Source organism: Cupriavidus sp. DF5525 (assembly GCF_040149425.2).
Lineage (GTDB): Bacteria > Pseudomonadota > Gammaproteobacteria > Burkholderiales > Burkholderiaceae > Cupriavidus > Cupriavidus pickettii_A.
This window is the reverse complement of record NZ_CP168265.1, coordinates 103,834-124,931: the sequence shown is the minus strand read 5'-3', so window position 1 is coordinate 124,931 and position 21,098 is coordinate 103,834. Positions and strand designations below refer to the sequence as shown.

Sequence of the window (21,098 nt, the reverse complement as noted above, 5' to 3'; positions counted from 1 at the left end):
CGGGGGCTCCGGGTGATTTCGGCGCCCCGCGCCGTATGACTGGCCTGGCTTACATCGTTTCGGCGAACAGTTCGCGGCCGATCAGCATCCGGCGGATCTCCGAGGTACCGGCGCCGATCTCGTACAGCTTGGCGTCGCGCCACAGCCGGCCGGCGGGGTACTCATTGATATAGCCGTTGCCGCCCAGGATTTGTACGGTCTCACCCGCCATCCAGGTGGCCTTCTCGGCCGTGTACAGGATCACCGCGGCGCAGTCCTTGCGCACCTGGCGCACGTGGTCGCTGCCGAGTCCGTCCAGGTTCTTGCCGACCGTGTACAGGTAGCTGCGCGCGGCCTGCAGCGTGGTGTACATGTCCGCCACCTTGCCCTGGATCAGCTGGAACTCGCCGATGCTCTGGCCGAACTGCTTGCGGTCATGGATATACGGCGTAACCACGTCCATGCAGGCCTGCATGATGCCGACCGGGCCGCCCGACAACACCGCGCGCTCATAGTCCAGCCCGCTCATCAGCACCTTGGCGCCGCCATTCTCGGCGCCCAGGATGTTCTCGACCGGCACTTCCACGTCCTGAAACACCAGCTCGCCGGTATGCGAGCCGCGCATGCCCAGCTTGTCCAGCTTTTGCGCCACCGAGAAGCCCTTCATGCCCTTCTCGACGATAAACGCGGTCATGCCGCGCGCGCCCAGGTCGGGCTCGGTCTTGGCGTAAACCACCAGCACATCGCAGTCCGGGCCGTTGGTGATCCACATCTTGGTGCCGTTGAGCACGTAGCGGTCGCCCTTGAGCTCCGCGCGCAGCTTCATGCTGACCACGTCCGAGCCGGCGTTGGGCTCGCTCATCGCCAGCGCGCCGATCCATTCGCCCGACACCAGCTTGGGCAGGTACTTGGCCTTCTGCGCCGGCGTGCCGTTGCGGTGGATCTGGTTCACGCACAGGTTGGAGTGCGCGCCGTAGGACAGGCCGACCGAGGCCGAGGCGCGGCTGATTTCTTCCATCGCGATCATGTGCGCCAGGTAGCCCATGTTGGCGCCGCCGTATTCCTCGGCCACGGTGATGCCGAGCACGCCGAGGTCGCCCATCTTCTTCCAGGCGTCCATCGGGAACTGGTCGGTGCGGTCGATCTCGGCAGCGCGCGGGGCCAGTTCGGCCTGGGCCCAGGCGCGCACGGAATCGCGCAGCATCTCGATGTCTTCGCCCAGATCGAATTTCAGGCCTGGCAGTTCGGTCATGATGGTCTCCTGTTGGATTCGGTGTGTGTCGTGTTTTTGTCGCCGGATAGGCGGTTCAGACGTGGTCCAGGGTGCGGACCACGCAAAGCGTCATCAGCATGGTGGCCACCTGCTTGCGGCGGCCGGCCTGCTCGACGTAGACCTCGCCCTGCGCCACGATCAGCGTGCGCCCGGGCTTGAGGACGCGGCCCACCGCCACCAGGCGTTCGCCCTGGGCGGGGGACAGCAGGTTGATCTTGTATTCGGCGGTCAGGCCCGCCTCGCCCTCGCCCACCATCGACAGCGCGGCGTAGCCGCAGGCGCTGTCGGCCAGCGCGCCCACCGCGCCGCCGTGGAAGAAGCCGTGCTGCTGGGTCACGCCCTCGGACCACGGCATCGCGATCTCGACCTCGCCGCGCTCCACCCGCTGCAGCGTGGCGCCGAAGCTGGTCATCAGCCCCTGGCGCGAGAAACTGGTGGCGATGGCGTCGGCGCGCGTGGCGGACAGTGCTTCGGGTTCAGCGGGGACGGCACAGGCGTTGGAGGACGTCATGGCGGGTTTCCGGTGTGAAGGCCGATGAAGGCGTTAAGGCACGGCGCGCCGCCGTAGTGGCGGGCTGTCCGGGTATTCTATTTACGTTTACGTAAACGTCAATCCCGTCCGGCACGGATGCCGGACGAAGTGCTGTATCAGGCCGATCGGTTACGGGCCGGCGCATCGCCGCCCTCCGCCGGCGAGGTCTTGCCGCCGGTCTGCGCGGCCAGCAGCGCCCTGCACTGGCGCTCGTGCTGGTCGATCTCGGCCAATTGTGCCTGCAGGTCTTCCAACTGGCGCTCGAGCGCGCGGCGGTGGTCAGCCAGCGAGTGCAGGAAGCGCTCCAGTTGCGGGGCGGTGTCGCGCGGCGACTCGTAAAGATCAAGGATCTCACGGATCTCATTGAGAGTGAGCCCTAACCGCTTGCCGCGCAGCGTCAGCTTCAGCCTGGTGCGCTCACGGCCGTTGTAGACGCGCTTGCGCCCGCCCGGGCCCTCGCGCTCCGGCGACAGCAGGCCCTGGTCCTCGTAGAAACGAATGGCGCGGGGCGTGACGTCGAACTCGCGGGCGAGATCGGTGATGGTGTAGGTGGCGGAGCCGGGGGATTGCGTGACTGCCATGGTGCGCCCAGGAAGTGAACGGTCGTTCGTTGCGGAATCAAGTTTTCGCTTAAGATGGAGACGAACCGCTTGAATTGACGTTTACGTTAGCGTCAACTCCGGCGACTGGCAACTAGCGCTTATACGCCCCCAGGGCCTGACGCAGCAACGAGAAAGCCCGCCTGCCCCCGATCCCCGATCCTCCGGCACAAGGCTTCGACCAAGAGACTCCTCATGAACGCACTCGAACACCAGCTCCAATACCCGTTCGGCGACACCATGCCCGAGCCCGGCACCAAACAACAGGTCGCCCCCGGCGTCTACTGGCTGCGCATGCCGCTGCCGTTCGCGCTCGACCATATCAACCTGTGGCTGGTGCGCGACCGCCTGGACGGCCGCGAGGGCTGGACCATCATCGATTGCGGCATCACCAACGATGTCATCAAGGGCCACTGGGAGACCATTTTCGCCAATGAGCTGGATGGCCTGCCGGTGGTGCGCGTGCTGGTCACGCACAGCCACCCCGACCACGTCGGCCTGGCGCACTGGCTGTGCAAGCGCTTCGGCGTGCGGCTGTGGATGAGCCTGGGCGACTACATGAGCGCGCGCGTGATGGGCAGCGGCACCGGCGCCGGCTCCAGCGCGGGCGGCGAAGCAGCCGCCGCGCACTTCGCGCTGCACGGCCTGACCGATCCAGACAGCCAGGAAAAGCTGCGCGCGCGCAAGACCTACTACCCGTCGCTGGTGCCCGACCTGCCGGCGCAGTACCGCCGGATGATGGCGGGCGACACGGTGCGCATCGGCACCGATGCGGCCACGTCCGGCTGGCGCGTGATCACCGGCTTCGGCCATTCGCCCGAGCACGTGGCGCTGTATAACGAAGCCACCAACGTGCTGATCTCCGGCGACATGGTGCTGCCGCGCATCTCGACCAACGTCAGCGTGTTCGACATGGAGCCCGAAGGCAATTCGCTGCAGCTCTACCTGGATTCGCTCGGCAAGTACGAGCCGCTGCCGCAGGACGTGCTGATCCTGCCCTCGCACGGCCGCCCCTTCCGCAACCTGCATACCCGTATCACCCAGCTGCGCGAGCACCATGTCGACCGGCTCGCCGAGACACTGGAAGCGTGCCGCGAGAAAGCCTGCAGCGCGCACGACATCGTCAGCGTGATCTTCAAGCGCCAGTTCGATATCCACCAGATGACCTTCGCCATGGGCGAGTCGCTGGCGCACCTGCATTGCCTGTGGCACCGCGGCGAACTGGTAAGGGAAACGGGCGATGACGGCGTGATCCGCTTCCGCGCGGCCTGAACCTGAGCCGGGACCCTAGTTGGCGGCGGCCAGCGCCGCCAGGTAGTGCACGCCGTCCACGGCGCGGCTGCCGTACCACGACAGCATCTCGCCATCGACCAGCAGCACCGGCTTGCCGAGCTGGCGCTCGAGCGCGTCGGCGTGGTCTTCGGTAAAGCGGTAGGGCTCGGTCGACAGCATCACCAGGTCGAGCTCGCGCACCAGGGCGTCGCTCCAGCGGAAGGTGGGATAGCGTTCGCCGGGCGTGTTGGGGCGGCTGCAATCGCCATCGACGCACGCCTGCGGCGTGCCGTCGGCGGGCTCCGGCCAGGTCTGCCAGTTGGCCAGCGCCAGCATGCGGCTGATATAGGTGTCGCGCGACACCGTCATCCACGGGTCCTGCCAGATTGCGTACAGTACGCGGCGCGGCGGCCAGGGGCGTGCGCGGATCGCATCCAGCTCGGCTTGCAGCGCGGTGCAGAGCGCCTCGGCCTGGGTGTGGCGTCCGAAGATGCCGCCGAGCAGCCGGTACAGGCCGAGGTTGTCTTCCGGCGCGCACGGATGGGTGACGATCACGTTGGGCACGAAGCTGCGGATCTCATCCACGGTCTCGCGCCGGTTCTCGTCGATATTGACCATCACGTGCGTGGGCGCCAGCTCGCGCAGCCGCGCCATTTTCACGTCCTTGGTGCCGCCCACCTTGGGCACCGCGCGCACGGCCGGCTCCGGGTGGATGCAGAAGCCGGTGCGCGCCACCATCTGCTCGCCCAGCCCGAGCGCAAACAGCAGCTCGGTCACTGACGGCACCAGCGAGGCGATGCGCACCTCGCCGCTGGCGGCGGCGTGCTGTTGGCCGATGGCGTCGCGCCACATGGTCAGGGCTCCTGGCTTTCTGCGCGCCGGGGCTTGCGCGGTGCGCCCGCGGCCAGCGCGTCATACAGCCAACGCGGCATCACGTGCAGCAGCGCCGCCACCACACCCATCGGCCACGGAATCACACGGAAGCGCCGTCCGGCGGCAATGACGCGGACCGCCTTGCGCGCGAACACGTCGGCATCGGTCAGGAACGGCATCCGGTAGGGGTTGTGCGCGGTCATCGGCGTACGGATATAGCCCGGCGCGATCGTGACCACGCGGATGCCGTGCTCGCGTTGCTCCAGGCGCAGGCTCTCCAGCAGCTTGATCACCGCCGACTTGGAGGCGCTGTATGCGCCAGCGCCCGGCAAGCCGCGCACGCCGGCGACGCTGGCGATGCCCACCAGCGTGCCGCGCCGCCCGAAGTGCCCGGGCTCGCGCGCCTGCATCGCATGCATGAAGGGCTGGAAGGTGGTCAGCAGGCCGAACCAGTTGGTGTCCATCACCTGGCGGAAGGCGTCGAGATCTTCGCGCTCGCTGGCGACCGTGCCGACCGAGACGCCGGCATTGGCAATCACCACGTCAGGGCAGCCGAAATGGCCGAGGAAGTCTTCCGCCGCGCGCGCCATGGCGTCGGCGTCGCGCACATCGGCACCATAGACGCGCACCGCGCCCGGGTTGGGCAGCGTGGCGACGAACTCGCGCAACGCGTCCTCGCGGCGCGCCACCAGGCCGAGGATGGCGCCTTGCGACGCGTATTCGCGCGCGAGGGCCTGGCCTAGTCCGCTGGAGGCGCCGGTGAGGAAGACTTTCAGGGGACGCATCGTCGGGGTGCGGGGAGTTTCGGTTACCCTGACAATACCACTGGTGGGCTCCCTCTCCCGCAAGCGACGCAAGCGGGAGAGAGGAGAAAACCAGCGGCCTGCGGGAGGCCGCCGGCAACCATTACATCTTCTTGGCCTTGACCTGCTCCACCAGGTAATCCATGGCCTGGACCGCGCTGGTCTTGTTGCCGGCGATCGACGGCGAGGTCACGTACTTGCCCTGCACCACCACGGTCGGCACGCCGTCGATCTTGTAGGCGTCGGCGATCTTGTTGGCGCGCTGCGAGTTGGTGGTCACCGTGAACGAGTTGTACGCGTCCAGGAAGGCCTTGCGGTCCACGCCGTTCTTGGCCATGAAGTCGGCGATCTCGTTGGGGTCGAGCATGCGCTTGCGGTCGACGTGGATGGCGTTGAAGACCTTGAGGTGCATCGCGTCGAGCTTGCCGATGGCTTCCAGCGCATAGAAGATCTTGGTGTGCGGCATCAGGTCGTCGCGGAAGGCGACCGGCACGCGCTTGAACACCACGTTGTTGCCCTGCTTCTTGACCCAGGCTTCCAGGTCGGGCTCGAATTCAAAGCAGTGCGGGCAGCCGTACCAGAAGAACTCGGTGACCTCGATCTTGCCCGGCGTGACCGGCTGGGCCGTCTTCAGGACCTGGTATTCCTTGCCCTCGGCGGGCGCCGCCTGGGACGGGGCGGACATCAGCAGGCCGCCCACGGCGGCGAACATGGCGAATAGTGCGGCGAGTTTCTTCATTTGGTGCGGCCTTGCGGTTTGGACGATGAGCGTATGACAGCGGCGGCGGCGTCCGGTTCAGCGGGACGCCGGCCGCGGCCGTGACAAGGTGTTGCGGTGGTTACCGGGTATTAATCAGCCACCAGGCGCTGCGGCAATCCGCCGCAGCCACCCGGGATAACGCCTGACCCTGCGGTCCGGCTTACTGCTTGGTAAAGCGGATCACGGAGGCCTCGAAGCCCGACGACTGCAGCCGCTCGCGCGTCTTGTTCATGTCCTCGATGCGATTGAACGGCCCCATGCGCACGCGGTACATCTTGACGCCGTTGACGTCGCGCTCGGTGATCCTGGCTTCAAAGCCCTGCATCGCCAGATTGGCTTTCTGGCGGTCGGCGTCGTCCGACGAGCGAAACGCGCCCACCTGCAGCAGGTAGCCCACCTTGTTGGCGTCGGCCTGGGCGATCTCGGCGATCGGGTCGGCCACCGGCTTCTCGGCCGGCTTGGTGGCGACGGGCTTGTCAGCCGGCTTCTCCACGGGCTTTTCCACCGGCTTCTCGGGCGGACGGGCGACGGCCACCGGGGGTTGCTGGCCGTTCTGCTTCGGTTCCGGCTCGGGCGCCTGGCCCACCGGCTTGGCCGGCGTCTTGCTCCACAGCGGCTTGTTGGGGTCGCTCGGGCCCTCGTCGGCACGCTGGGCCGGCGGCGGGAGCTGGCTGGCGACATTGCCGGGCTCGCTCGGCCGCGGGGCGCTCTTCTGCTGGAACGGCGTCGGCGACTTGGTGATGTACAGGGCGACCACCACGGCGATGGCCAGCCCGACGATCAGCCCGAGCACCAGGCCCAGGAACGTACCGCCGCGCTGCTGGCTGCGGCGGACCTTGCGCGCGTCGCGCTTGCGTTGCTGTTGCATGAAGTCCTCTTTGGTGATGCCGGGATTATAGGGCCAGTGCCGCCACGGGCAGCACCGGCTGTTTCCCCGGGGCTGCGCGCTCCGCGCGGCCCCATTTGCGCACCCGGCGTGGCGCCGGGCGCTTCCTTACATGCGGCGCGGCGCCGAGACGCCGATCACCGCCAGGCCGTTGCGCAGCACCTGGCGCGTGGCGGCCAGCAGCGCCAGCCGGGCGCGCTTGACGGCCTCGTCGTCCACCAGCACGCGGTCGGCGTTGTAGAAGGCGTGGAAGTCGCCAGCCAGGTCGCGCAGGTAGAAGGCGACCGCGTGCGGCGCCAGCTCGGCGGCGGCGGCCGACAGCATGTCCGGGAATTCCGCCAGGCGGCGGCCCAGCGCCTGCGCCTGCGCGCTGGCCTCGGGACCGGTCACGGCCGACAGGTCGGCGCCGGCCAGTTCGGCAAGGCGGCCTTCCCAGTCCGCGCCACCCCACGACTCGAAGATCGAGCAGATCCGGGCATGCGCGTACTGCACGTAGTACACCGGGTTCTCGTCGTTCTGCTTGAGCGCCAGGTCGACGTCGAACACGAACTCGGTATCGGCCTTGCGCGACAGCAGGAAGAAGCGCACTGCGTCGCGGCCGCGGGTGAAGTGCTCCGCCCAGTCGGCGACGCCCTGCTCCAGGCAGCCGCGGATAGTCTCGTCGCCGCCGTTGGACCATTCGATCAGGTCGCGCACGGTGACATAGGAGCCGGCGCGTTTGGAGATCTTGACCTCCTCGCCGTCCTTCATCACGGTGACCATCTTGTGCAGCACGTAGTCGGGGTAGCCCTGCGGGATGCCCATGTCCAGGCCCTGCAGGCCAGCGCGCACGCGCGCGATGGTGCCGTGGTGGTCGCTGCCCTGCACGTTGATGACCTTGGTGAAGCCGCGCTCCCACTTGGTGGTGTGGTAGGCCACATCCGGCACGAAGTACGTATAGGTGCCGTCGCTCTTCTTCATCACGCGGTCCTTGTCGTCGCCGTCGTCGGTGGTGCGCAGCCACAGCGCGCCCTCGCTCTCGTAGGTCTTGCCCTTGGCAACCAGCGACTGCACCGCGGCTTCGACGCGGCCGTCGCTGTACAGCGACGACTCCAGGTAGTAGCGGTCGAACTTGACGCCGAAGGCCTGCAGATCGATGTCCTGCTCGTTGCGCAGGTAGGTGACGGCAAACTTGCGGATCGAGTCGATGTCCTCGACGTTGCCCGAGGCGGTGACCGGCTCGCCATCGGAGGCGCTGACGGTCTTGCCAGCGAGGAAGTCAGCGGCGATATCGGCGATGTAGTCGCCGTTGTAGGCGGCCTCGGGCCAGTCGGCGTCGCCCGGCTTCAGGCCGCGCGCGCGCGCCTGCACCGACAGCGCCAGGGTCTGGATCTGCACGCCGGCGTCGTTGTAGTAGAACTCGCGGTGCACGTGGAAGCCCTGCCAGGACAGCAGGTTGGCCAGCGCATCGCCCAGCGCCGCCTGGCGGCCGTGGCCGACGTGCAGCGGGCCGGTCGGGTTGGCCGAGACGAACTCCACCAGCACCTGGCCGTGCACGCCGCGTTCGCGCGCGCCGTAGTGGTCGCCCTCGGTCAGCACCGCGCGCAGCACGTCGGCCTTGGCCGCGGCCGTCAGGCGCAGGTTGATGAAGCCGGGGCCGGCGATCTCCAGGCCCTCGACCAGGCCCTGCGCGCGCGCGTCGGCCTGCACGGCGGCGACGATACGCTGCGCCAGCTCGCGCGGGTTGCTCTTGAGCGCACGCGCGACCTGCATGGCGACATTGCAGGCGAGGTCGCCATGGGCGGCCACCTTGGGCCGCTCGAAGGTGACGGCGGGCAGGGTGGCATCGGCCGGGGCGAGCGCGCGCACGGCATCGGTGAACGCAGCGGCGAGATTGGAGGTCTGAACAGGCAGCATGGATGTCGGAAGCCCTGTGGGCTAGGTATTCAGGCACCGCCTTGGGCGGCGCCGTCGCCAGGAAGGCGGCAAGTGACGGCAAAGGAACAGTGAACGCCGCGCTGCGCCGCGTGACAGGCATTGGAATCGGGAACGCCGAATTTTATCAGGTGCTATGCTGACATCATGCGCGATGATGGCCCCGGGCCACAATCCGGGCCACATTCGGGGACACTATCGGCGTGGCATCCCGCCCCCGGGACCGCCGCGCGCCGCACTTCCGTGAAAGGAATACACATCATGCTGATCACCTTCAAATCCCATGCCGCGCAGGACCTGATCATGATGAAGGATCTGGCGATGACGCTGCTGGGCATCATCGGCAAGCGTCTCGGGGAACGAGGGGTGATCACCGTTGAAGAGCTTCCAACCGCGATCCACAAGCTGGAAGCCGCGGTCGCCGATGCCCGCAAGCCCCATCCCGCCGACTCGGCCGTCGCAGCGGAAACTGGCAAGGACGAAGAAGAGGAAGAACCGCTGCACCTGGGCCAGCGCGCCTACCCGTTCCTGGACATGCTGCGCGCCTCGCAGCGTGAGGGGACCAACGTGATGTGGGGTGTGTGACGGGATAAGACGCCCGGTTGCGCCCGGCACGGATTGCCGCGCGCACAAAAAAACGCCCGGCTCCGCAGTAGGGTTGCCGGGCTTCCGGACGAGGGTTCCGGAAAGGGGGATTCCTGCCGGGAGCCGTCGGCCCCCAGTCATTCGTCTTATCGCTGGCCGGGCCTATTCCTCATCGCTATGGTGGCGGCCGTTGGCCAGCAGCAAACCGATCAGCGCCCCCACGGCAGCGGCGAGCGCCACTGCCTTGAGAGGGGATTCAGCCACACGCTGGCGCGAGTGCTCCACGGCACCGTCCATGCGTTCGCGTGCGCGCATCACGCCGTCGGTGGTCTGGGCGCGCAGGCGCTGGGCCATTTCCGAGGCCCGTTCGCGCAGGCGCTGCCCCGCACGCAGGCTCTCGGCCGAGCCTTCGTGCGCCAGCACTTGAATGGTGTGCTCCAGCTGGGTGATCAGGGCCTTGACCTCGCCCGATACCGGCGCCGCCGCTTCGCGCGTGTCGCGCGCGGCGTGCTTGATATGGCTGATAGCGCTGTCGGCACTGTCGGACAAGTGGTTCAGTTCCTTTCGGACTTTCGGGTTCTGCGTCAGCATACGGGCTCCTCAGGTGTCGGTCGGCGGGGAGAAACCGGCTCGCGGCCGGTACTTAGCGTCCTCTGCGGACCAGGCCCATCACGGCCGCAACCAGCGCCACGACCAGGAAGATGAAGAACAGGATCTTGGCGATTTCCACTGCACCGGCGGCAATACCGCCGAAGCCGAAGATCGCGGCGATCAGGGCAATGACGAAAAATACGAGTGCATACTGCAGCATGGCTAGGCTCCGGAAAATGTCGGACCACGCCAGCGCACTGGCCGGGCCCATGTGAGGGCTTGCGCCAAGCGGTGCAAGCTCATAGCCTCATCGTAGGAAGCCAGCCGGCGCGCCAATACCGACAGGGAGCCGATTCCGCTGTCAGCCGAGTCCTACAACCACCCTATAGCCCCGACAGCGCCGTGGCCGCGCAACCACGGCGCCGCTGTTGCCCCATGGCAATCGATGTGATTCCATAAGCGCTCCCTGGCGCTGCGCGGGCAGGCGGCGCGCCTCCACTACAGGAATTGCCCTATGTTCAAGCAGTCCTTCCTTCCCCACACGCTGCTGCTCGCGGGCGGCATCGTCCTGACGCTGGTAGTGCTGGTGGCGTCCGAGACCGGCAATATCCGCCTGCGCGAAAGCTATACCGACGTGATTCGTTCGCAGCGCGTGCAGACCGAGCTGGCCGCGCTCAACGGCGAGCTGGTCAACGCCGAGGCGGGTCAGCGCGGCTTCCTGCTGACCGGCAAGGAAAGCTACCTGGAGCCGTACTACAAGGCCCTGCCCCGCATTGCCGAGCTGATGGCGCAGGTCCGCGCCGACTACGCCAACGACCCGGAGGCGCTGAAGCTCTTCGGCGACACCTCCAAGCTGATCAACAGCAAGCTCAACGAAATGGCGCTGACGCTGGTGTACGGCAAGCGCGACCTGGAAGTGGCGCTGGAGCTGATCCGCACCGACTACGGCAAGCAGACCATGGACAACGCGCGCCGCGGGCTGGACCAGCTGCAGGCGCGCGAGGCGGGCTCGGTTTCGCACCGGCTCGAAGGCGCCGAGAACGATGTGCAGCTGTCGCGCTACGGCATCGGCCTGCTGACGGCGATCAACATCATCCTGCTGATGGCCGTGGGCGTGGGCCATGCCAAGCGGCTGTCGATGGCCGAGGCGGCGCGCACCCAGCTGGAAGAGGAAAGCGTGAAGCTGGACCGCAAGGTGCGCGCGCGCACGCGCCAGCTGTCGGCACTGGCGGGCCACCTGCAGCGCGTGACCGAAGACGAGAAAACGCGCCTGGCGCGCGAGCTGCACGACGAGCTGGGCGCGATCCTGACCGCGATCAAGCTGGACCTGCACTGGGTGCGCCGTCAGATACAGCAGGAACACGCGGTGGCCGCCGAGCGGCTCACGCGCGTGATGCTGCACGTGGACCAGGGCATCCAGATCAAGCGCCGCCTGATCGAGGACCTGCGCCCGACGGTGCTGCTCAACCTGGGTCTGCGCGCGGCGGTGTGCCAGCTGGTGGAGGAAGTAGGCGCGCGCAACAACTGGGAAACCGGGGTCAGCGTGCCCGAGGACCTGCCGCCGCTGCGCGACGAGGCTGCCATCGCGCTGTACCGGATCGTGCAGGAATCGCTGACCAACGCCAGCAAGTACTCCGAGGCGAAGCGCATCGACGTCTGCCTGGAATGCCACGACGACCGGCTGACGCTGACCGTGCGCGACGATGGCAAGGGCATGCCGCCCGACTTCGACGCGGTCAGCACCTCAGGCCACCACGGGCTGCTGGGCATGGAGCAGCGCGTCACCGCGCTGGGCGGCAGCATGCAGATCGATTCCGCGGCGCACTCGGGCGTACGCATCCATGTCGAGGTGCCGCTGACGGCGTCGGTGCTGCAGCCGGCGGAGGAACCGGAAAGCCAGGAGCCGGCGCGCGCCTGAGGGGCGAGGCAGGAATCAAGCGAGACGCGCGCGGCCTGCGTGGCCGGGCGCACGGACGTGCATCGCGCCGCCTGGTATCAGGGCGCGGGCGCCGCGTGTTCCTCGATCACGCGGAACACCTGCTCCAGTTCGAGCGACTTGTCGAAGAAGTAGTCCGCCCCGGCCTCGGCGCACTGGCGCCGGTACATGTCGACCTGGGCATGGTTGGTGTAGACGATGCGCACCGTGCCGGAGCCGTTGCGCTGCATCGCGCGCAGCACATTGATGCCGTTACCCTGGCGCAGCTGCAGGTCGACAATGGCGACATCGTACTTGCCGGCCGCGAGCAGGCGCAGGGCCATCGCCTCGGTATCGGCCCAGTCCACGTTCTCGATAAACGAGAAGTCTTTCAGGTATTCGAGCAGCATGCCTCGCAGGACCGCCGAGTCTTCAATCAGCAGTATGCTCAGCGCCCGGTAGGAAGTGTTCGAAGCCTGCTCCGACATATTCAAGGTTGCTCGCCCGGTTCGGCACAGCCCAGCCGCGGGCTGCTACTCGACCAGGCCGTTTTTGATGGCGTAGTAAGTCAGGTCCGCGTTGGTCTTCATGCCCATTTTTTCGAGGATGCGGGAACGATAGGTACTGACGGTCTTGACGCTGAGAAACAGTTCGTCGGCGATCACCGACACGGACTGCCCGCGCGAAAGCTTGCAGAAGATCTGGAACTCGCGCTCGGACAGCATCTGGTGCACCGGCTGCTCGGTGGGCTTGTCGAGCCCGCCGATCAGCAGGTCGGCCACGGTCGCGCTCACGTAACGCCGCCCCTGGGCCACCGTGCGGATGGCCTTGACCAGGTCGTCCGGGGCGCTCTCCTTGGTCAGGTAGCCGGAGGCGCCGGCACGGATCAGGTTGATCGCGTACTGGTCTTCCGGGTAGGTGGACAGGATCAGGACGGGCAGGTCGGGCTTGCGCTGGCGGATCAGCTTGAGCACGTCGATGCCATTGCGGTCAGGCATCGAAATGTCGAGAACTAGGACATCGAACTCGGCGTCGCGCAGCTTCGCCATGACTTGGTCGCCGCTTCCGGCTTCGCCTGTCACCTGGATGTCGGGCTCTTCGGAAATGAACTGGCGCAGCCCGGCACGCACAATCTCGTGATCGTCAGCGATCAGGACGCGGATCATGTGGGGCTCCACGGATAGAACGGACCGGCACACTGCCCGGTGCACGTCGGGGTGCAGGCGGAACCGCTTGCGTTGCTGTCATTGTAGTGCCGGCCGCGCGCGCGGGCTGTCAGTGTCAGGCTGACAATGACGTGCGGCCACAACGCGTACGCAGCACATGGGGCACGGGCCAGGCGGCACGCACGCCGCGCCGGGTGCCGGCTTGCCGGATCGCCGCGCACAATTGCACGCACCAGCGCACGCACAAACGCAAAGCGGGACGGATGCGATCCGTCCCGCTTTGCTGCGGCGCGTCAGGGGTTGGGAGAATCCCGGGAGGGTCCTGGCGCCGGTGACTGCAGAGGGCTAGTACTGCAGGGGATTACTGCGCCTTGGCGCCTGCTTCGGCACCCACGCCCACGCTGGCGTCGGCCTTCGACTTCTTGGTCGACTTGGCGGCGTGCTTGCCGGACTTGGCCTTGCTGCCGGCCTCGGCCTTGGCCGCACCCGTGGTGTCGGCCGCGGCGCCGGTGGTCTTGTCTACCGCCGCGCCGGCGGTCGACAGGCCCTTGTCCGCTGCCGTACCCGCTGCCGACAGGCCCTTGTCAGTTGCCGCACCGGCGGTCGACAGGCCCTTCTCGGCCGCGCTGCCCGCGGTGGACAGGCCCGACTGCGCGGCGCCAGTTGCCGGCGCTGCGTTCACCGAAGCGCCCGCATCGGCCTTCGTACCCACGGAGACGCCGGTGCCTTGTGCCATGGCGAGCGAGGAAGCAGCGGCGAGCGACAGAGCGGACAGGGAGATCAGCAGTTTCTTCATGGAAGGACTCCTTTCAGGGTGCCCCGCAACGAAACATTCGCTGCGGTGTTCACGCCGTGGTGTTTGCGTGAATCGAGCCCTCAGTCTAGGGACCGGGGCTGCACCGGTCTGTGAGGAGTTGAAAGGCTGTGTAAGGAGTTGTGTTGCGCCGCAAACAACGCCGACATGCGGCGGATGCGGCCTGCCACGCTGGTTTTCCCTGCTGCATCAAGGCCCCGCGCAGCGGGGCGGTGCCGATATCGGCACCGCCCCGCCGTCGCACGCGGTTACAGGTTGGGCGCGAGTGCGCGCTCCAGCGTCGAGCGGTCTTCATGGCGGCGCGCCGCCATGTCGTCGAGCTGGTCCTGGCCGATCTTGCCGATGGTGAAGTAGGTCGAGTCGGGATGCGCCAGGTAGAAGCCGCTGACCGAAGCGGCCGGGGTCATTGCCAGCGACTCGGTGATGCCCATGCCGATCTCGGCCGCGTCGAGGAATTCGAACATCGGGCCCTTGACGGTGTGCTCTGGACAGGCCGGATAGCCGGGCGCGGGGCGGATGCCGCGGTACGACTCGGCAATCAGCTGCTCGTTGCTGAGCTGTTCGCCCGCGTCATAGCCCCACAGGTCCTTGCGCACACGCTCGTGCAGGCATTCGGCGAAGGCCTCGGCTAGGCGGTCGGCCAACGACTTGAGCATGATCGCGCTGTAGTCGTCGTGGTCGGCTTCGAACTGCGCTTCCTTCTTGTCCACGCCCAGGCCCGCGGTGACCGCGAACATGCCGACGTAGTCGGCGATGCCGCTGTCCTTCGGTGCCACGAAGTCCGCCAGGCAGCGGTTCGGGCGGCGCACGCCGTCCACCACCGGGCGCTCGCTCTGCTGGCGCACGTTGTGCCAGGTCAGCGCGACCTTGCTGCGGGTCTCATCGGTGTAGATCTCGATATCGTCGTCGTTGACGGTGTTGGCCGGCAGCAGCGCGATCACGCCGTTGGCGGTCAGCCAGCGCCCCTGGATCAGGCGCGACAGCATGGCCTTGCCGTCCGAGAACACGCGGCGCGCCGATTCGCCGACGATCTCGTCGTTGAGAATGTCGGGGAATTTGCCGGCCAGGTCCCAGGTCTGGAAGAACGGGCCCCAGTCGATGTAGTTGGCGAGTTCGGCCAGGTCGTAGTTGCGGAACACGCGCCGGCCGATGAACTTGGGCTTGTGCGGCACGTAGCCGCTCCAGTCGAGCGGCGTCTTGTTCGCGCGTGCCTGCGCCAGCGTCACCATCGGCGTGGCTTTCTTGTTGGCGTGCTGGGTGCGGATGCGGTCGTAGTCGGCCTTCAGCTCGTCCAGGTACTTGGCCGCGCCGTCATCCGACAGCAGGCTCGAGGCCACGCTGACCGAGCGCGAGGCGTCCGGCACGTACACCACCGGACCTTCATAGTTGGGCGCGATCTTGACCGCGGTATGCACGCGCGAGGTGGTGGCGCCGCCGATCAGCAGCGGGATCTTCTTTACGCGGAAGTAGTCGTCGCGCTGCATCTCCGAGGCGACGTAGGCCATCTCTTCGAGCGACGGCGTGATCAGGCCCGACAGGCCGACGATGTCCGCGCCCTCGACCTTGGCCTTGGCCAGGATCTCGTTGCACGGGACCATCACGCCCATGTTGACCACCTCGAAGTTATTGCACTGGAGCACCACCGACACGATGTTCTTGCCGATGTCGTGCACATCGCCCTTGACCGTGGCGATCACGATCTTGCCGCGCGCCTTGACGTCGCCGCCGGCCTCGGCCAGCAGGCGCTTCTCTTCCTCGATGTAGGGCAGCAGGTGCGCCACCGCCTGCTTCATCACGCGGGCGCTCTTGACCACCTGCGGCAGGAACATCTTGCCGGCGCCGAACAGGTCGCCGACGATGTTCATGCCATCCATCAGCGGGCCTTCGATCACCTCGATCGGACGGCCGCCGCGCGCCTCGACTTGCTGGCGAACTTCCTCGGTGTCTTCGACGATAAAGGTGTTAATGCCATGCACCAGCGCGTGCGCCAGGCGTTCGCCCACCGGCACCGGCTGCTCGGGCGTGCCGCGCCAGGCCAGGTTCTCTTCCTTCTTCGCGCCGCCGCCCTTGTAGCGGTCTGCAATCTCCAGCAGGCGATCGGTGGAATCTTCGCGACGGTTGAGGACCACGTCTTCCACGCGCTCGCGCAGCTCGGGATCGAGCTGGTCGTACACGCCGAGCTGGCCGGCGTTGACGATGCCCATGTCCATGCCCGCGCCGATAGCGTGGTAGAGGAACACGGTGTGGATCGCCTCGCGCACCGTGTCGTTGCCGCGGAACGAGAACGACACGTTGGACACGCCGCCGCTCACTTTGGCGTACGGCAGGTTCTGCTTGATCCAGCGCGTGGCGTTGATGAAGTCGACCGCGTAGTTGTTGTGTTCCTCGATGCCGGTCGCGACCGCGAAGATATTCGGGTCGAAGATGATGTCTTCCGGCGGGAAGCCGACTTCATTGACCAGGATGTCATAGCTGCGCTTGCAGATCTCGGTCTTGCGCTCATACGTGTCGGCCTGGCCCTTCTCGTCGAAGGCCATCACCACGCTGGCCGCGCCATAGCGGCGGATCAGCTCGGCGTGGTGGCGGAACTGCTCCTCGCCCTCTTTCAGCGAGATCGAGTTCACCACCGGCTTGCCCTGCACGCACTGCAGGCCGGCCTCGATCACTTCCCACTTGGACGAGTCGATCATGATCGGCACGCGCGCGATGTCCGGCTCGGAAGCGATCAGGTTCAGGAAGCGAACCATCGCGGCCTTCGAGTCCAGCATGGCCTCGTCCATATTGATGTCGATGACCTGCGCGCCGTTCTCGACCTGCTGGCGCGCCACCGCCAGCGCCTCGTCGAACTGGCCGTTCAGGATCATGCGCGCGAAGGCCTTGGAGCCGGTCACGTTGGTGCGTTCGCCGACGTTGACGAACAGCGTGTCGTCGTCGATGGTGAAGGGCTCGAGGCCCGAGAGGCGCATCGGGCGGGGGGGCAGTTTGTTGTCGCTCATGTTCTCAGGCTCCGGGCTCAGGCGGCGTCGCGATACTGGCCGGGCCAGGTGCGGGGGGTCTTATCTGCCACGCGCTGGGCGATGGCGGCGATATGCTCGGGGGTGGTGCCACAGCAGCCGCCCACCAGGTTCACCAGGCCGGAAGCGGCGAATTCTTCCACCAGCGACGAAGTGACTTCAGGCGTTTCGTCGAAGCCCGTGTCGCTCATCGGGTTCGGCAAACCCGCGTTGGGGTAGCACGACACCGCGGCATCACAAACCTTGGCCAGTTCGGCGATATACGGGCGCATCAGCGTGGCGCCAAGCGCGCAGTTCAGGCCGAAGGTGATCGGCCGGGCGTGGCGCAGGCTGTTCCAGAACGCTTCCACTGTCTGGCCCGACAGGATGCGGCCCGAGGCATCGGTGACGGTGCCCGAGATCATCACCGGCACGCGTTCGCCGGTGTCCTCAAAGAGCTGGTCGATGGCGAACAGTGCCGCCTTGGCGTTGAGCGTGTCGAAGATGGTCTCGACCAGGAACACATCGGCGCCGCCTTCGAGCAAGGCCTTGCCCTGCTCGTAGTATGAGACGCGCAGCTCTTCGAAGGTCACGTTGCGCGCGCCCGGGTCGTTGACGTCGGGCGAGATGCTGGCGGTCTTGGGCGTGGGGCCGAAGGCGCCGGCAACAAAGCGCGGCTTGTCGGGCGTGCTGTACTTGTCGCAGGCGGCGCGCGCCAGGCGCGCGGCCTCGACGTTCATCTCGTACGCCAGGTCGGCCATCTTGTAGTCTTCCTGCGCCACGCGGGTAGCGCCGAAGGTATTGGTCTCGATCAGGTCGGCGCCGGCAGCCAGGTATTGCTCGTGGATCTCGCTGATGACCTGCGGGCGCGTCAGCAGCAGCAGTTCGTTGTTGCCCTTGACGTCCACCTTGTGTTCGGCAAAGCGTTCGCCGCGGTAGTCCGCCTCGGTCAGCTTGTAGCGCTGGATCATGGTGCCCATGGCGCCATCCAGGATCAGGATGCGTTCTTGCAGCAGCCGGGGCAGCTCGGCAGCCCGGGTGTAGGGGCGCGGCGTGGCGCGGGATTCAGGGGCACTCATGGCGGGGAACTCTGGAAAGGCGAGCCGCCCGTCGACCGATGGTGGCACGACGGTGGGCCGCGGCTGTGGCCGATGCTGGCCAAAGAGAAGCGATTTTATCAGGTGTATCAAGGCCTTGCGGCCGCCCGTGGTTGCCTGTCGGACGGTCTGGCGCCTACACTGAGAGACGTAACCGTCACCGCATGGGCACTTCCACGCCCGCTCCTTTCCCGACCATGCAATACCTCTCCCCCGCCGACGCCCAGGCCCTGCTGGAGCAAACGCCCGAGACGCTCTTCATCGACTGCCGCAGCGAGATGGAATACCTGTTCGTCGGCCATCCCAAGGGCGCCCACAACGTGCCGTGGAACGACGGCCCGGACTGGGAGGTCAATCCGCATTTCGTACCGGTGGTGAAGAAGCTGGCCGGCCAGGTCTCGGCGCGTCCGGTGCTACTGATCTGCCGCAGCGGCAACCGCTCGTCGGCGGCGGCGCGGGCGCTGGAAGGGGCGGGGTTTTCCAACGTCTGCTATGTGCTGCATGGCTTCGAGGGTGACCTCGACGCGCAGCGCCACCGCAATACGCTCAACGGCTGGCGCCATGACGGGCTGCCATGGGAGCAGTACTGAGCGCGGCGCGCAGCACCCGCAAAAAGCAAAAACGCCCGCCGAAGCGGGCGTGACCATTCGAAGCAAAGCCGCTCAGTGCATCACCAGCGGGTGTGTCATCACATTGTCGAACTTGCCGAGGAAGTCATCGACTTCCTCCACGGATGGCTCGCTTTCAATCAGGCGCTTCACATCGGCGCGGAAGCTTTCGGCCAGATGGCCGCCGAGGAAAATCTCGCGCTTCAGGTTCTTGTCGACGATTTCATAGCCACCGAACTCAAGCGGCGCCTGATCGACATCCGCACCGAATTCAACGATGCAGTAGTTGTCGCTGTTGTAGATCATTTGCATGGCACACCTCCTGGGCGTCATGGATGGGCGGCATGCCCTTGTGATTCTTGCCTCGTTGATGCCTTGAGGGGGGCGCCGCGGCTTTACCTCCAAACTTGGGATGACCCGCGGGAAATCAAGCTGCCAGTGCTGGTCACCACATTGCCACGATTTGCTGCCTTACATAGGTTGGGCATCGGCCAATGCAACAAGTTTCTTGAGCGTTTTACATCAGTGTGTTGCTTGTCACGGAACGTCGCACTGGCCTCCGCATGCGGCGTTGCCGAGAAAAGCGTCCAGCGCGGCATGGAAGCGCTCGGGCTGCTCCACATGCACCAGGTGCGCCGCCTGCGGCATCACCTCCAGCCGGGCCCCGGGGATGGCGGCGGCGATGCTCTGCGCCATCGCCACCGAGGCACCCTGGTCCTGCTCGCCTGCTACTACCAGCGTAGGACAATGTATGCGGGAAAGCGCGCCGGTCAGGTCGAAAGCCATGATGGCCTCGGCCACACCCACATATCCGCGCACTTGGGTAGCCACCAGCATGTCGCGGATACGCGACACTTCGTCAGGATGGCTCGCCCGGAACGGGGTGGTAAGCCAGCGCTCCAGCGTGGCGTCGGCCATGCCGGCCATGCCGTGTGCCTCGGCCTGGCCGATGCGGTTATGCCACATCGGGTGCGCTTCCATCGGCGTCTGGCTGTTGGTGGCCACCAGCACCAGCGACAACAGCCGCTCGGCATGGCGCAGCCCAAGCGCCTGCCCGACCATGCCGCCGACGGAAATGCCGCAGAAATGCGCCTGCGGTATCTCCAGCGCGTCCATGACCGCGATGACATCGTCGGCCAGCCGCGTCATGGTGTAGGGCCCCAGCGGAGCATCGCTGGCGCCGTGGCCGCGCAGGTCGGGGCGCACCACGCGGTAGCGCGCGGCCAGGTGCTGCGCGGTGGCGTCCCACAGCGTGTGGTTGGCGCCCAGCGCGTGGGCCAGGATCACCCACGGCCCGTCGGCACCGTCCAGCCGCACATAGATGTCGGCGCCATCGGCGCGGATGCGGTGGGTTTCGGCGGGTGGCATGGCAACGGTCATGGCTGGGCTCCTTGCTGTTGGCAATGCGTCAGTCAGTGTCGGCGCGCCGGCTACTGGCCCTCGGCGCCGCGATATACCAGGTCGATCTGGGTCCCGTCGGGCTCGGTCTGGCGCAGCCGCACCGGCATCCAGCCGAGCGACTGGGCCAGCCACAGTTCGACGCGCCGGCGGTCGTTGGCGCGGCGCTGCAGCCGCACGAAGTGCTTGGCACGTATCACGCCATGGCCCGTATCGATGTCATCCTCTCCAACATACTGCACTTGCATGGGTTCCACATCGCGCGTGTCGGCCACAAGGAACTGTTCCGTCACACCTGGCGTGACGTAGCGCTGCGGATTGCCGCGCACCAGGCCTACCAGTTGCAGGAACACACTGAAGCGGTCTTGCGCCCCGGGCGGGAACTGCGCCTGGCTGCCCGAGGCCAGCACGGCGATGCCGGTCGCGGGGTCGAAGCGCGAGCTCTCCAGCTTGTTGCGGCGGCGCTCTTCGTAGCGCTCGGGCAATAGTCCCTGCTCGGCCATCGCGCCGCTGCTTTGGAAGGCAAACTTGAACCACAGCACACGGGTCTCGACCGCGAGCCGGTAGCGCTTGCCGTCCTGCTCCCAGCGGATCAGGCCGTCCGGGTTCTGCACGCCGTTGACGAAGCTGGCGTAGTGCATGGTGGCCGATGGCGGCGCGTTGTAACGGGTGCCGTCCGGGGCACCCCCACCATTCGGTGCGGCGGGTTGCGCCACCGCGGGTCCGGCTGCGGTGCCTTCGCCACCCATACCGGATGCCATCTCGGCCGGGCCGTGCGGGCTGGTGGCAAGGGGTGGCGCAGGCGTCTCTTGCGTTTCGGGAGCCGGGGCCGGCGCGGCCGGTTTCGGGCGCGGACGTGGGGCGTGCAGCGGCCTGGGCGGGGCGGGCGGCTTGGGTGGTGGCAGCAGGACCGCCTCCAACGTGGGCGTGTTGCTGACGTCCACCGGGATCAGCGGCCCCGGCATGCGCACGAAGCCCACCACGGCCAGCAGGTGGACCAGCAGCACCAGCGCAATGACGATGATCCAGCGTCGCCGGCG

The 21,098-nt window shown here is 66.9% G+C and carries 22 protein-coding genes; 4 read left to right on the top strand and 18 right to left on the bottom strand.

Features of this window, described 5'->3' with window-relative positions:
* Positions 1 to 49: 49 nt before the first annotated feature.
* The 3 genes from ABNX08_RS00610 to ABNX08_RS00600 form a co-directional block, all read right to left on the bottom strand.
* Positions 50 to 1,231, bottom strand: coding sequence for an isovaleryl-CoA dehydrogenase (locus ABNX08_RS00610; RefSeq protein WP_022533228.1), 1,182 nt, complete (start codon positions 1,229 to 1,231; stop codon positions 50 to 52).
* Between the two features lie 55 nt (positions 1,232 to 1,286).
* Positions 1,287 to 1,763 carry a PaaI family thioesterase gene (locus tag ABNX08_RS00605; RefSeq protein WP_022533227.1) on the bottom strand — a complete coding sequence of 159 codons (477 nt, stop codon included), beginning with the start codon at positions 1,761 to 1,763 and terminating at the stop codon, positions 1,287 to 1,289.
* Between the two features lie 137 nt (positions 1,764 to 1,900).
* The gene (locus ABNX08_RS00600) at positions 1,901 to 2,365 is read right to left on the bottom strand and encodes a MerR family DNA-binding transcriptional regulator (RefSeq protein ID WP_022533226.1); all 465 of its coding nucleotides are present in this window, start codon (positions 2,363 to 2,365) and stop codon (positions 1,901 to 1,903) included.
* Positions 2,366 to 2,578: 213 nt separating this feature from the next.
* Here ABNX08_RS00600 and ABNX08_RS00595 point away from each other — a divergent pair, with 213 nt between their 5' ends.
* Positions 2,579 to 3,655, top strand: a complete 1,077-nt coding sequence (locus ABNX08_RS00595; protein ID WP_022533225.1) for an MBL fold metallo-hydrolase — start codon at positions 2,579 to 2,581, stop codon at positions 3,653 to 3,655.
* Positions 3,656 to 3,670: 15 nt separating this feature from the next.
* Here the strand turns inward: ABNX08_RS00595 and ABNX08_RS00590 are convergent, their stop codons facing one another.
* The 5 genes from ABNX08_RS00590 to argS all read right to left on the bottom strand — a co-directional run bounded on the left by ABNX08_RS00590 (position 3,671) and on the right by argS (position 8,873).
* Complete coding sequence (locus tag ABNX08_RS00590; RefSeq protein ID WP_022533224.1) at positions 3,671 to 4,507, bottom strand: helical backbone metal receptor; 837 nt, start codon at positions 4,505 to 4,507, stop codon at positions 3,671 to 3,673.
* Between the two features lie 2 nt (positions 4,508 to 4,509).
* Positions 4,510 to 5,313: an SDR family oxidoreductase gene (locus tag ABNX08_RS00585; RefSeq protein WP_022533223.1), complete on the bottom strand. Its 804-nt coding sequence runs from the start codon at positions 5,311 to 5,313 to the stop codon at positions 4,510 to 4,512.
* A gap of 121 nt (positions 5,314 to 5,434) precedes the next feature.
* The gene (locus tag ABNX08_RS00580) at positions 5,435 to 6,070 is read right to left on the bottom strand and encodes a thiol:disulfide interchange protein DsbA/DsbL (RefSeq protein ID WP_022533222.1); all 636 of its coding nucleotides are present in this window, start codon (positions 6,068 to 6,070) and stop codon (positions 5,435 to 5,437) included.
* A 181-nt stretch (positions 6,071 to 6,251) separates the two neighbouring features.
* Positions 6,252 to 6,959, bottom strand: coding sequence for an SPOR domain-containing protein (locus ABNX08_RS00575; RefSeq protein ID WP_022533221.1), 708 nt, complete (start codon positions 6,957 to 6,959; stop codon positions 6,252 to 6,254).
* A 126-nt stretch (positions 6,960 to 7,085) separates the two neighbouring features.
* Positions 7,086 to 8,873: an arginine--tRNA ligase gene (argS, locus tag ABNX08_RS00570; RefSeq protein ID WP_022533220.1), complete on the bottom strand. Its 1,788-nt coding sequence runs from the start codon at positions 8,871 to 8,873 to the stop codon at positions 7,086 to 7,088.
* A 279-nt stretch (positions 8,874 to 9,152) separates the two neighbouring features.
* Here argS and ABNX08_RS00565 point away from each other — a divergent pair, with 279 nt between their 5' ends.
* Positions 9,153 to 9,476, top strand: coding sequence for a DUF1840 domain-containing protein (locus tag ABNX08_RS00565; RefSeq protein WP_022533219.1), 324 nt, complete (start codon positions 9,153 to 9,155; stop codon positions 9,474 to 9,476).
* A gap of 162 nt (positions 9,477 to 9,638) precedes the next feature.
* Here ABNX08_RS00565 and ABNX08_RS00560 read toward each other — a convergent pair whose 3' ends face one another.
* Together ABNX08_RS00560 and ABNX08_RS00555 are read right to left on the bottom strand one after the other, a co-directional pair.
* Positions 9,639 to 10,067, bottom strand: coding sequence for a DUF883 family protein (locus tag ABNX08_RS00560; RefSeq protein ID WP_022533218.1), 429 nt, complete (start codon positions 10,065 to 10,067; stop codon positions 9,639 to 9,641).
* Between the two features lie 52 nt (positions 10,068 to 10,119).
* Complete coding sequence (locus ABNX08_RS00555; protein WP_010812883.1) at positions 10,120 to 10,287, bottom strand: DUF1328 domain-containing protein; 168 nt, start codon at positions 10,285 to 10,287, stop codon at positions 10,120 to 10,122.
* Positions 10,288 to 10,581: 294 nt separating this feature from the next.
* Here ABNX08_RS00555 and ABNX08_RS00550 point away from each other — a divergent pair, with 294 nt between their 5' ends.
* The gene (locus ABNX08_RS00550) at positions 10,582 to 11,985 is read left to right on the top strand and encodes a CHASE3 domain-containing protein (protein ID WP_022533217.1); all 1,404 of its coding nucleotides are present in this window, start codon (positions 10,582 to 10,584) and stop codon (positions 11,983 to 11,985) included.
* Positions 11,986 to 12,062: 77 nt separating this feature from the next.
* Here the strand turns inward: ABNX08_RS00550 and ABNX08_RS00545 are convergent, their stop codons facing one another.
* From ABNX08_RS00545 to ABNX08_RS00525, 5 genes are all read right to left on the bottom strand, one after another.
* Positions 12,063 to 12,470: a response regulator gene (locus ABNX08_RS00545; protein ID WP_022533216.1), complete on the bottom strand. Its 408-nt coding sequence runs from the start codon at positions 12,468 to 12,470 to the stop codon at positions 12,063 to 12,065.
* A gap of 45 nt (positions 12,471 to 12,515) precedes the next feature.
* A complete protein-coding gene (locus tag ABNX08_RS00540; protein WP_022533215.1) occupies positions 12,516 to 13,148 on the bottom strand; it encodes a response regulator transcription factor in 633 nt (210 codons plus the stop codon).
* A gap of 361 nt (positions 13,149 to 13,509) precedes the next feature.
* Positions 13,510 to 13,944 (bottom strand): hypothetical protein, encoded by a 435-nt coding sequence (locus ABNX08_RS00535; protein ID WP_022533214.1) that lies wholly within the window; start codon positions 13,942 to 13,944, stop codon positions 13,510 to 13,512.
* Between the two features lie 266 nt (positions 13,945 to 14,210).
* The gene (metH, locus tag ABNX08_RS00530) at positions 14,211 to 16,958 is read right to left on the bottom strand and encodes a methionine synthase (protein ID WP_022533213.1); all 2,748 of its coding nucleotides are present in this window, start codon (positions 16,956 to 16,958) and stop codon (positions 14,211 to 14,213) included.
* A gap of 17 nt (positions 16,959 to 16,975) precedes the next feature.
* Positions 16,976 to 18,034 carry a homocysteine S-methyltransferase family protein gene (locus ABNX08_RS00525; RefSeq protein ID WP_022533212.1) on the bottom strand — a complete coding sequence of 353 codons (1,059 nt, stop codon included), beginning with the start codon at positions 18,032 to 18,034 and terminating at the stop codon, positions 16,976 to 16,978.
* Positions 18,035 to 18,249: 215 nt separating this feature from the next.
* On the opposite strand from ABNX08_RS00525, the gene ABNX08_RS00520 reads away from it, so the two are divergent.
* Entirely contained in the window at positions 18,250 to 18,642 is a 393-nt protein-coding gene (locus tag ABNX08_RS00520; RefSeq protein ID WP_041681203.1) for a rhodanese-like domain-containing protein, read from the top strand.
* 72 nt (positions 18,643 to 18,714) lie between these two features.
* Here the strand turns inward: ABNX08_RS00520 and ABNX08_RS00515 are convergent, their stop codons facing one another.
* The 3 genes from ABNX08_RS00515 to ABNX08_RS00505 form a co-directional block, all read right to left on the bottom strand.
* Entirely contained in the window at positions 18,715 to 18,972 is a 258-nt protein-coding gene (locus tag ABNX08_RS00515) for a DUF3567 domain-containing protein (RefSeq protein ID WP_018314386.1), read from the bottom strand.
* A gap of 225 nt (positions 18,973 to 19,197) precedes the next feature.
* Entirely contained in the window at positions 19,198 to 20,040 is an 843-nt protein-coding gene (gene pcaD, locus ABNX08_RS00510) for a 3-oxoadipate enol-lactonase (protein ID WP_022533210.1), read from the bottom strand.
* A 50-nt stretch (positions 20,041 to 20,090) separates the two neighbouring features.
* On the bottom strand, positions 20,091 to 21,023 hold the full coding sequence (locus ABNX08_RS00505; RefSeq protein WP_051369834.1) for a DUF3108 domain-containing protein: 933 nt from the start codon (positions 21,021 to 21,023) through the stop codon (positions 20,091 to 20,093).
* Positions 21,024 to 21,098 lie beyond the last annotated feature (75 nt).

Excerpts from the sequence above, each read along its gene's own strand:
- ABNX08_RS00575 (WP_022533221.1), bottom strand. The coding sequence starts at position 6,959 with ATGCAACAGCAACGCAAGCGCGACGCGCGCAAGGTCCGCCGCAGCCAG.
- ABNX08_RS00560 (WP_022533218.1), bottom strand. The coding sequence starts at position 10,067 with ATGCTGACGCAGAACCCGAAAGTCCGAAAGGAACTGAACCACTTGTCC.
- ABNX08_RS00515 (WP_018314386.1), bottom strand. The coding sequence starts at position 18,972 with ATGCAAATGATCTACAACAGCGACAACTACTGCATCGTTGAATTCGGT.
- ABNX08_RS00580 (WP_022533222.1), bottom strand. The coding sequence starts at position 6,070 with ATGAAGAAACTCGCCGCACTATTCGCCATGTTCGCCGCCGTGGGCGGC.
- ABNX08_RS00600 (WP_022533226.1), bottom strand. The coding sequence starts at position 2,365 with ATGGCAGTCACGCAATCCCCCGGCTCCGCCACCTACACCATCACCGAT.
- ABNX08_RS00535 (WP_022533214.1), bottom strand. The coding sequence starts at position 13,944 with ATGAAGAAACTGCTGATCTCCCTGTCCGCTCTGTCGCTCGCCGCTGCT.
- pcaD (WP_022533210.1), bottom strand. The coding sequence starts at position 20,040 with ATGACCGTTGCCATGCCACCCGCCGAAACCCACCGCATCCGCGCCGAT.
- ABNX08_RS00605 (WP_022533227.1), bottom strand. The coding sequence starts at position 1,763 with ATGACGTCCTCCAACGCCTGTGCCGTCCCCGCTGAACCCGAAGCACTG.
- ABNX08_RS00505 (WP_051369834.1), bottom strand. The coding sequence starts at position 21,023 with ATGCCGGGGCCGCTGATCCCGGTGGACGTCAGCAACACGCCCACGTTG.
- ABNX08_RS00555 (WP_010812883.1), bottom strand. The coding sequence starts at position 10,287 with ATGCTGCAGTATGCACTCGTATTTTTCGTCATTGCCCTGATCGCCGCG.
- ABNX08_RS00565 (WP_022533219.1), top strand. The coding sequence starts at position 9,153 with ATGCTGATCACCTTCAAATCCCATGCCGCGCAGGACCTGATCATGATG.
- ABNX08_RS00590 (WP_022533224.1), bottom strand. The coding sequence starts at position 4,507 with ATGTGGCGCGACGCCATCGGCCAACAGCACGCCGCCGCCAGCGGCGAG.
- ABNX08_RS00595 (WP_022533225.1), top strand. The coding sequence starts at position 2,579 with ATGAACGCACTCGAACACCAGCTCCAATACCCGTTCGGCGACACCATG.
- ABNX08_RS00540 (WP_022533215.1), bottom strand. The coding sequence starts at position 13,148 with ATGATCCGCGTCCTGATCGCTGACGATCACGAGATTGTGCGTGCCGGG.
- ABNX08_RS00585 (WP_022533223.1), bottom strand. The coding sequence starts at position 5,313 with ATGCGTCCCCTGAAAGTCTTCCTCACCGGCGCCTCCAGCGGACTAGGC.
- ABNX08_RS00610 (WP_022533228.1), bottom strand. The coding sequence starts at position 1,231 with ATGACCGAACTGCCAGGCCTGAAATTCGATCTGGGCGAAGACATCGAG.
- ABNX08_RS00525 (WP_022533212.1), bottom strand. The coding sequence starts at position 18,034 with ATGAGTGCCCCTGAATCCCGCGCCACGCCGCGCCCCTACACCCGGGCT.
- ABNX08_RS00550 (WP_022533217.1), top strand. The coding sequence starts at position 10,582 with ATGTTCAAGCAGTCCTTCCTTCCCCACACGCTGCTGCTCGCGGGCGGC.
- ABNX08_RS00545 (WP_022533216.1), bottom strand. The coding sequence starts at position 12,470 with ATGTCGGAGCAGGCTTCGAACACTTCCTACCGGGCGCTGAGCATACTG.
- ABNX08_RS00520 (WP_041681203.1), top strand. The coding sequence starts at position 18,250 with ATGCAATACCTCTCCCCCGCCGACGCCCAGGCCCTGCTGGAGCAAACG.
- argS (WP_022533220.1), bottom strand. The coding sequence starts at position 8,873 with ATGCTGCCTGTTCAGACCTCCAATCTCGCCGCTGCGTTCACCGATGCC.
- metH (WP_022533213.1), bottom strand. The coding sequence starts at position 16,958 with ATGAGCGACAACAAACTGCCCCCCCGCCCGATGCGCCTCTCGGGCCTC.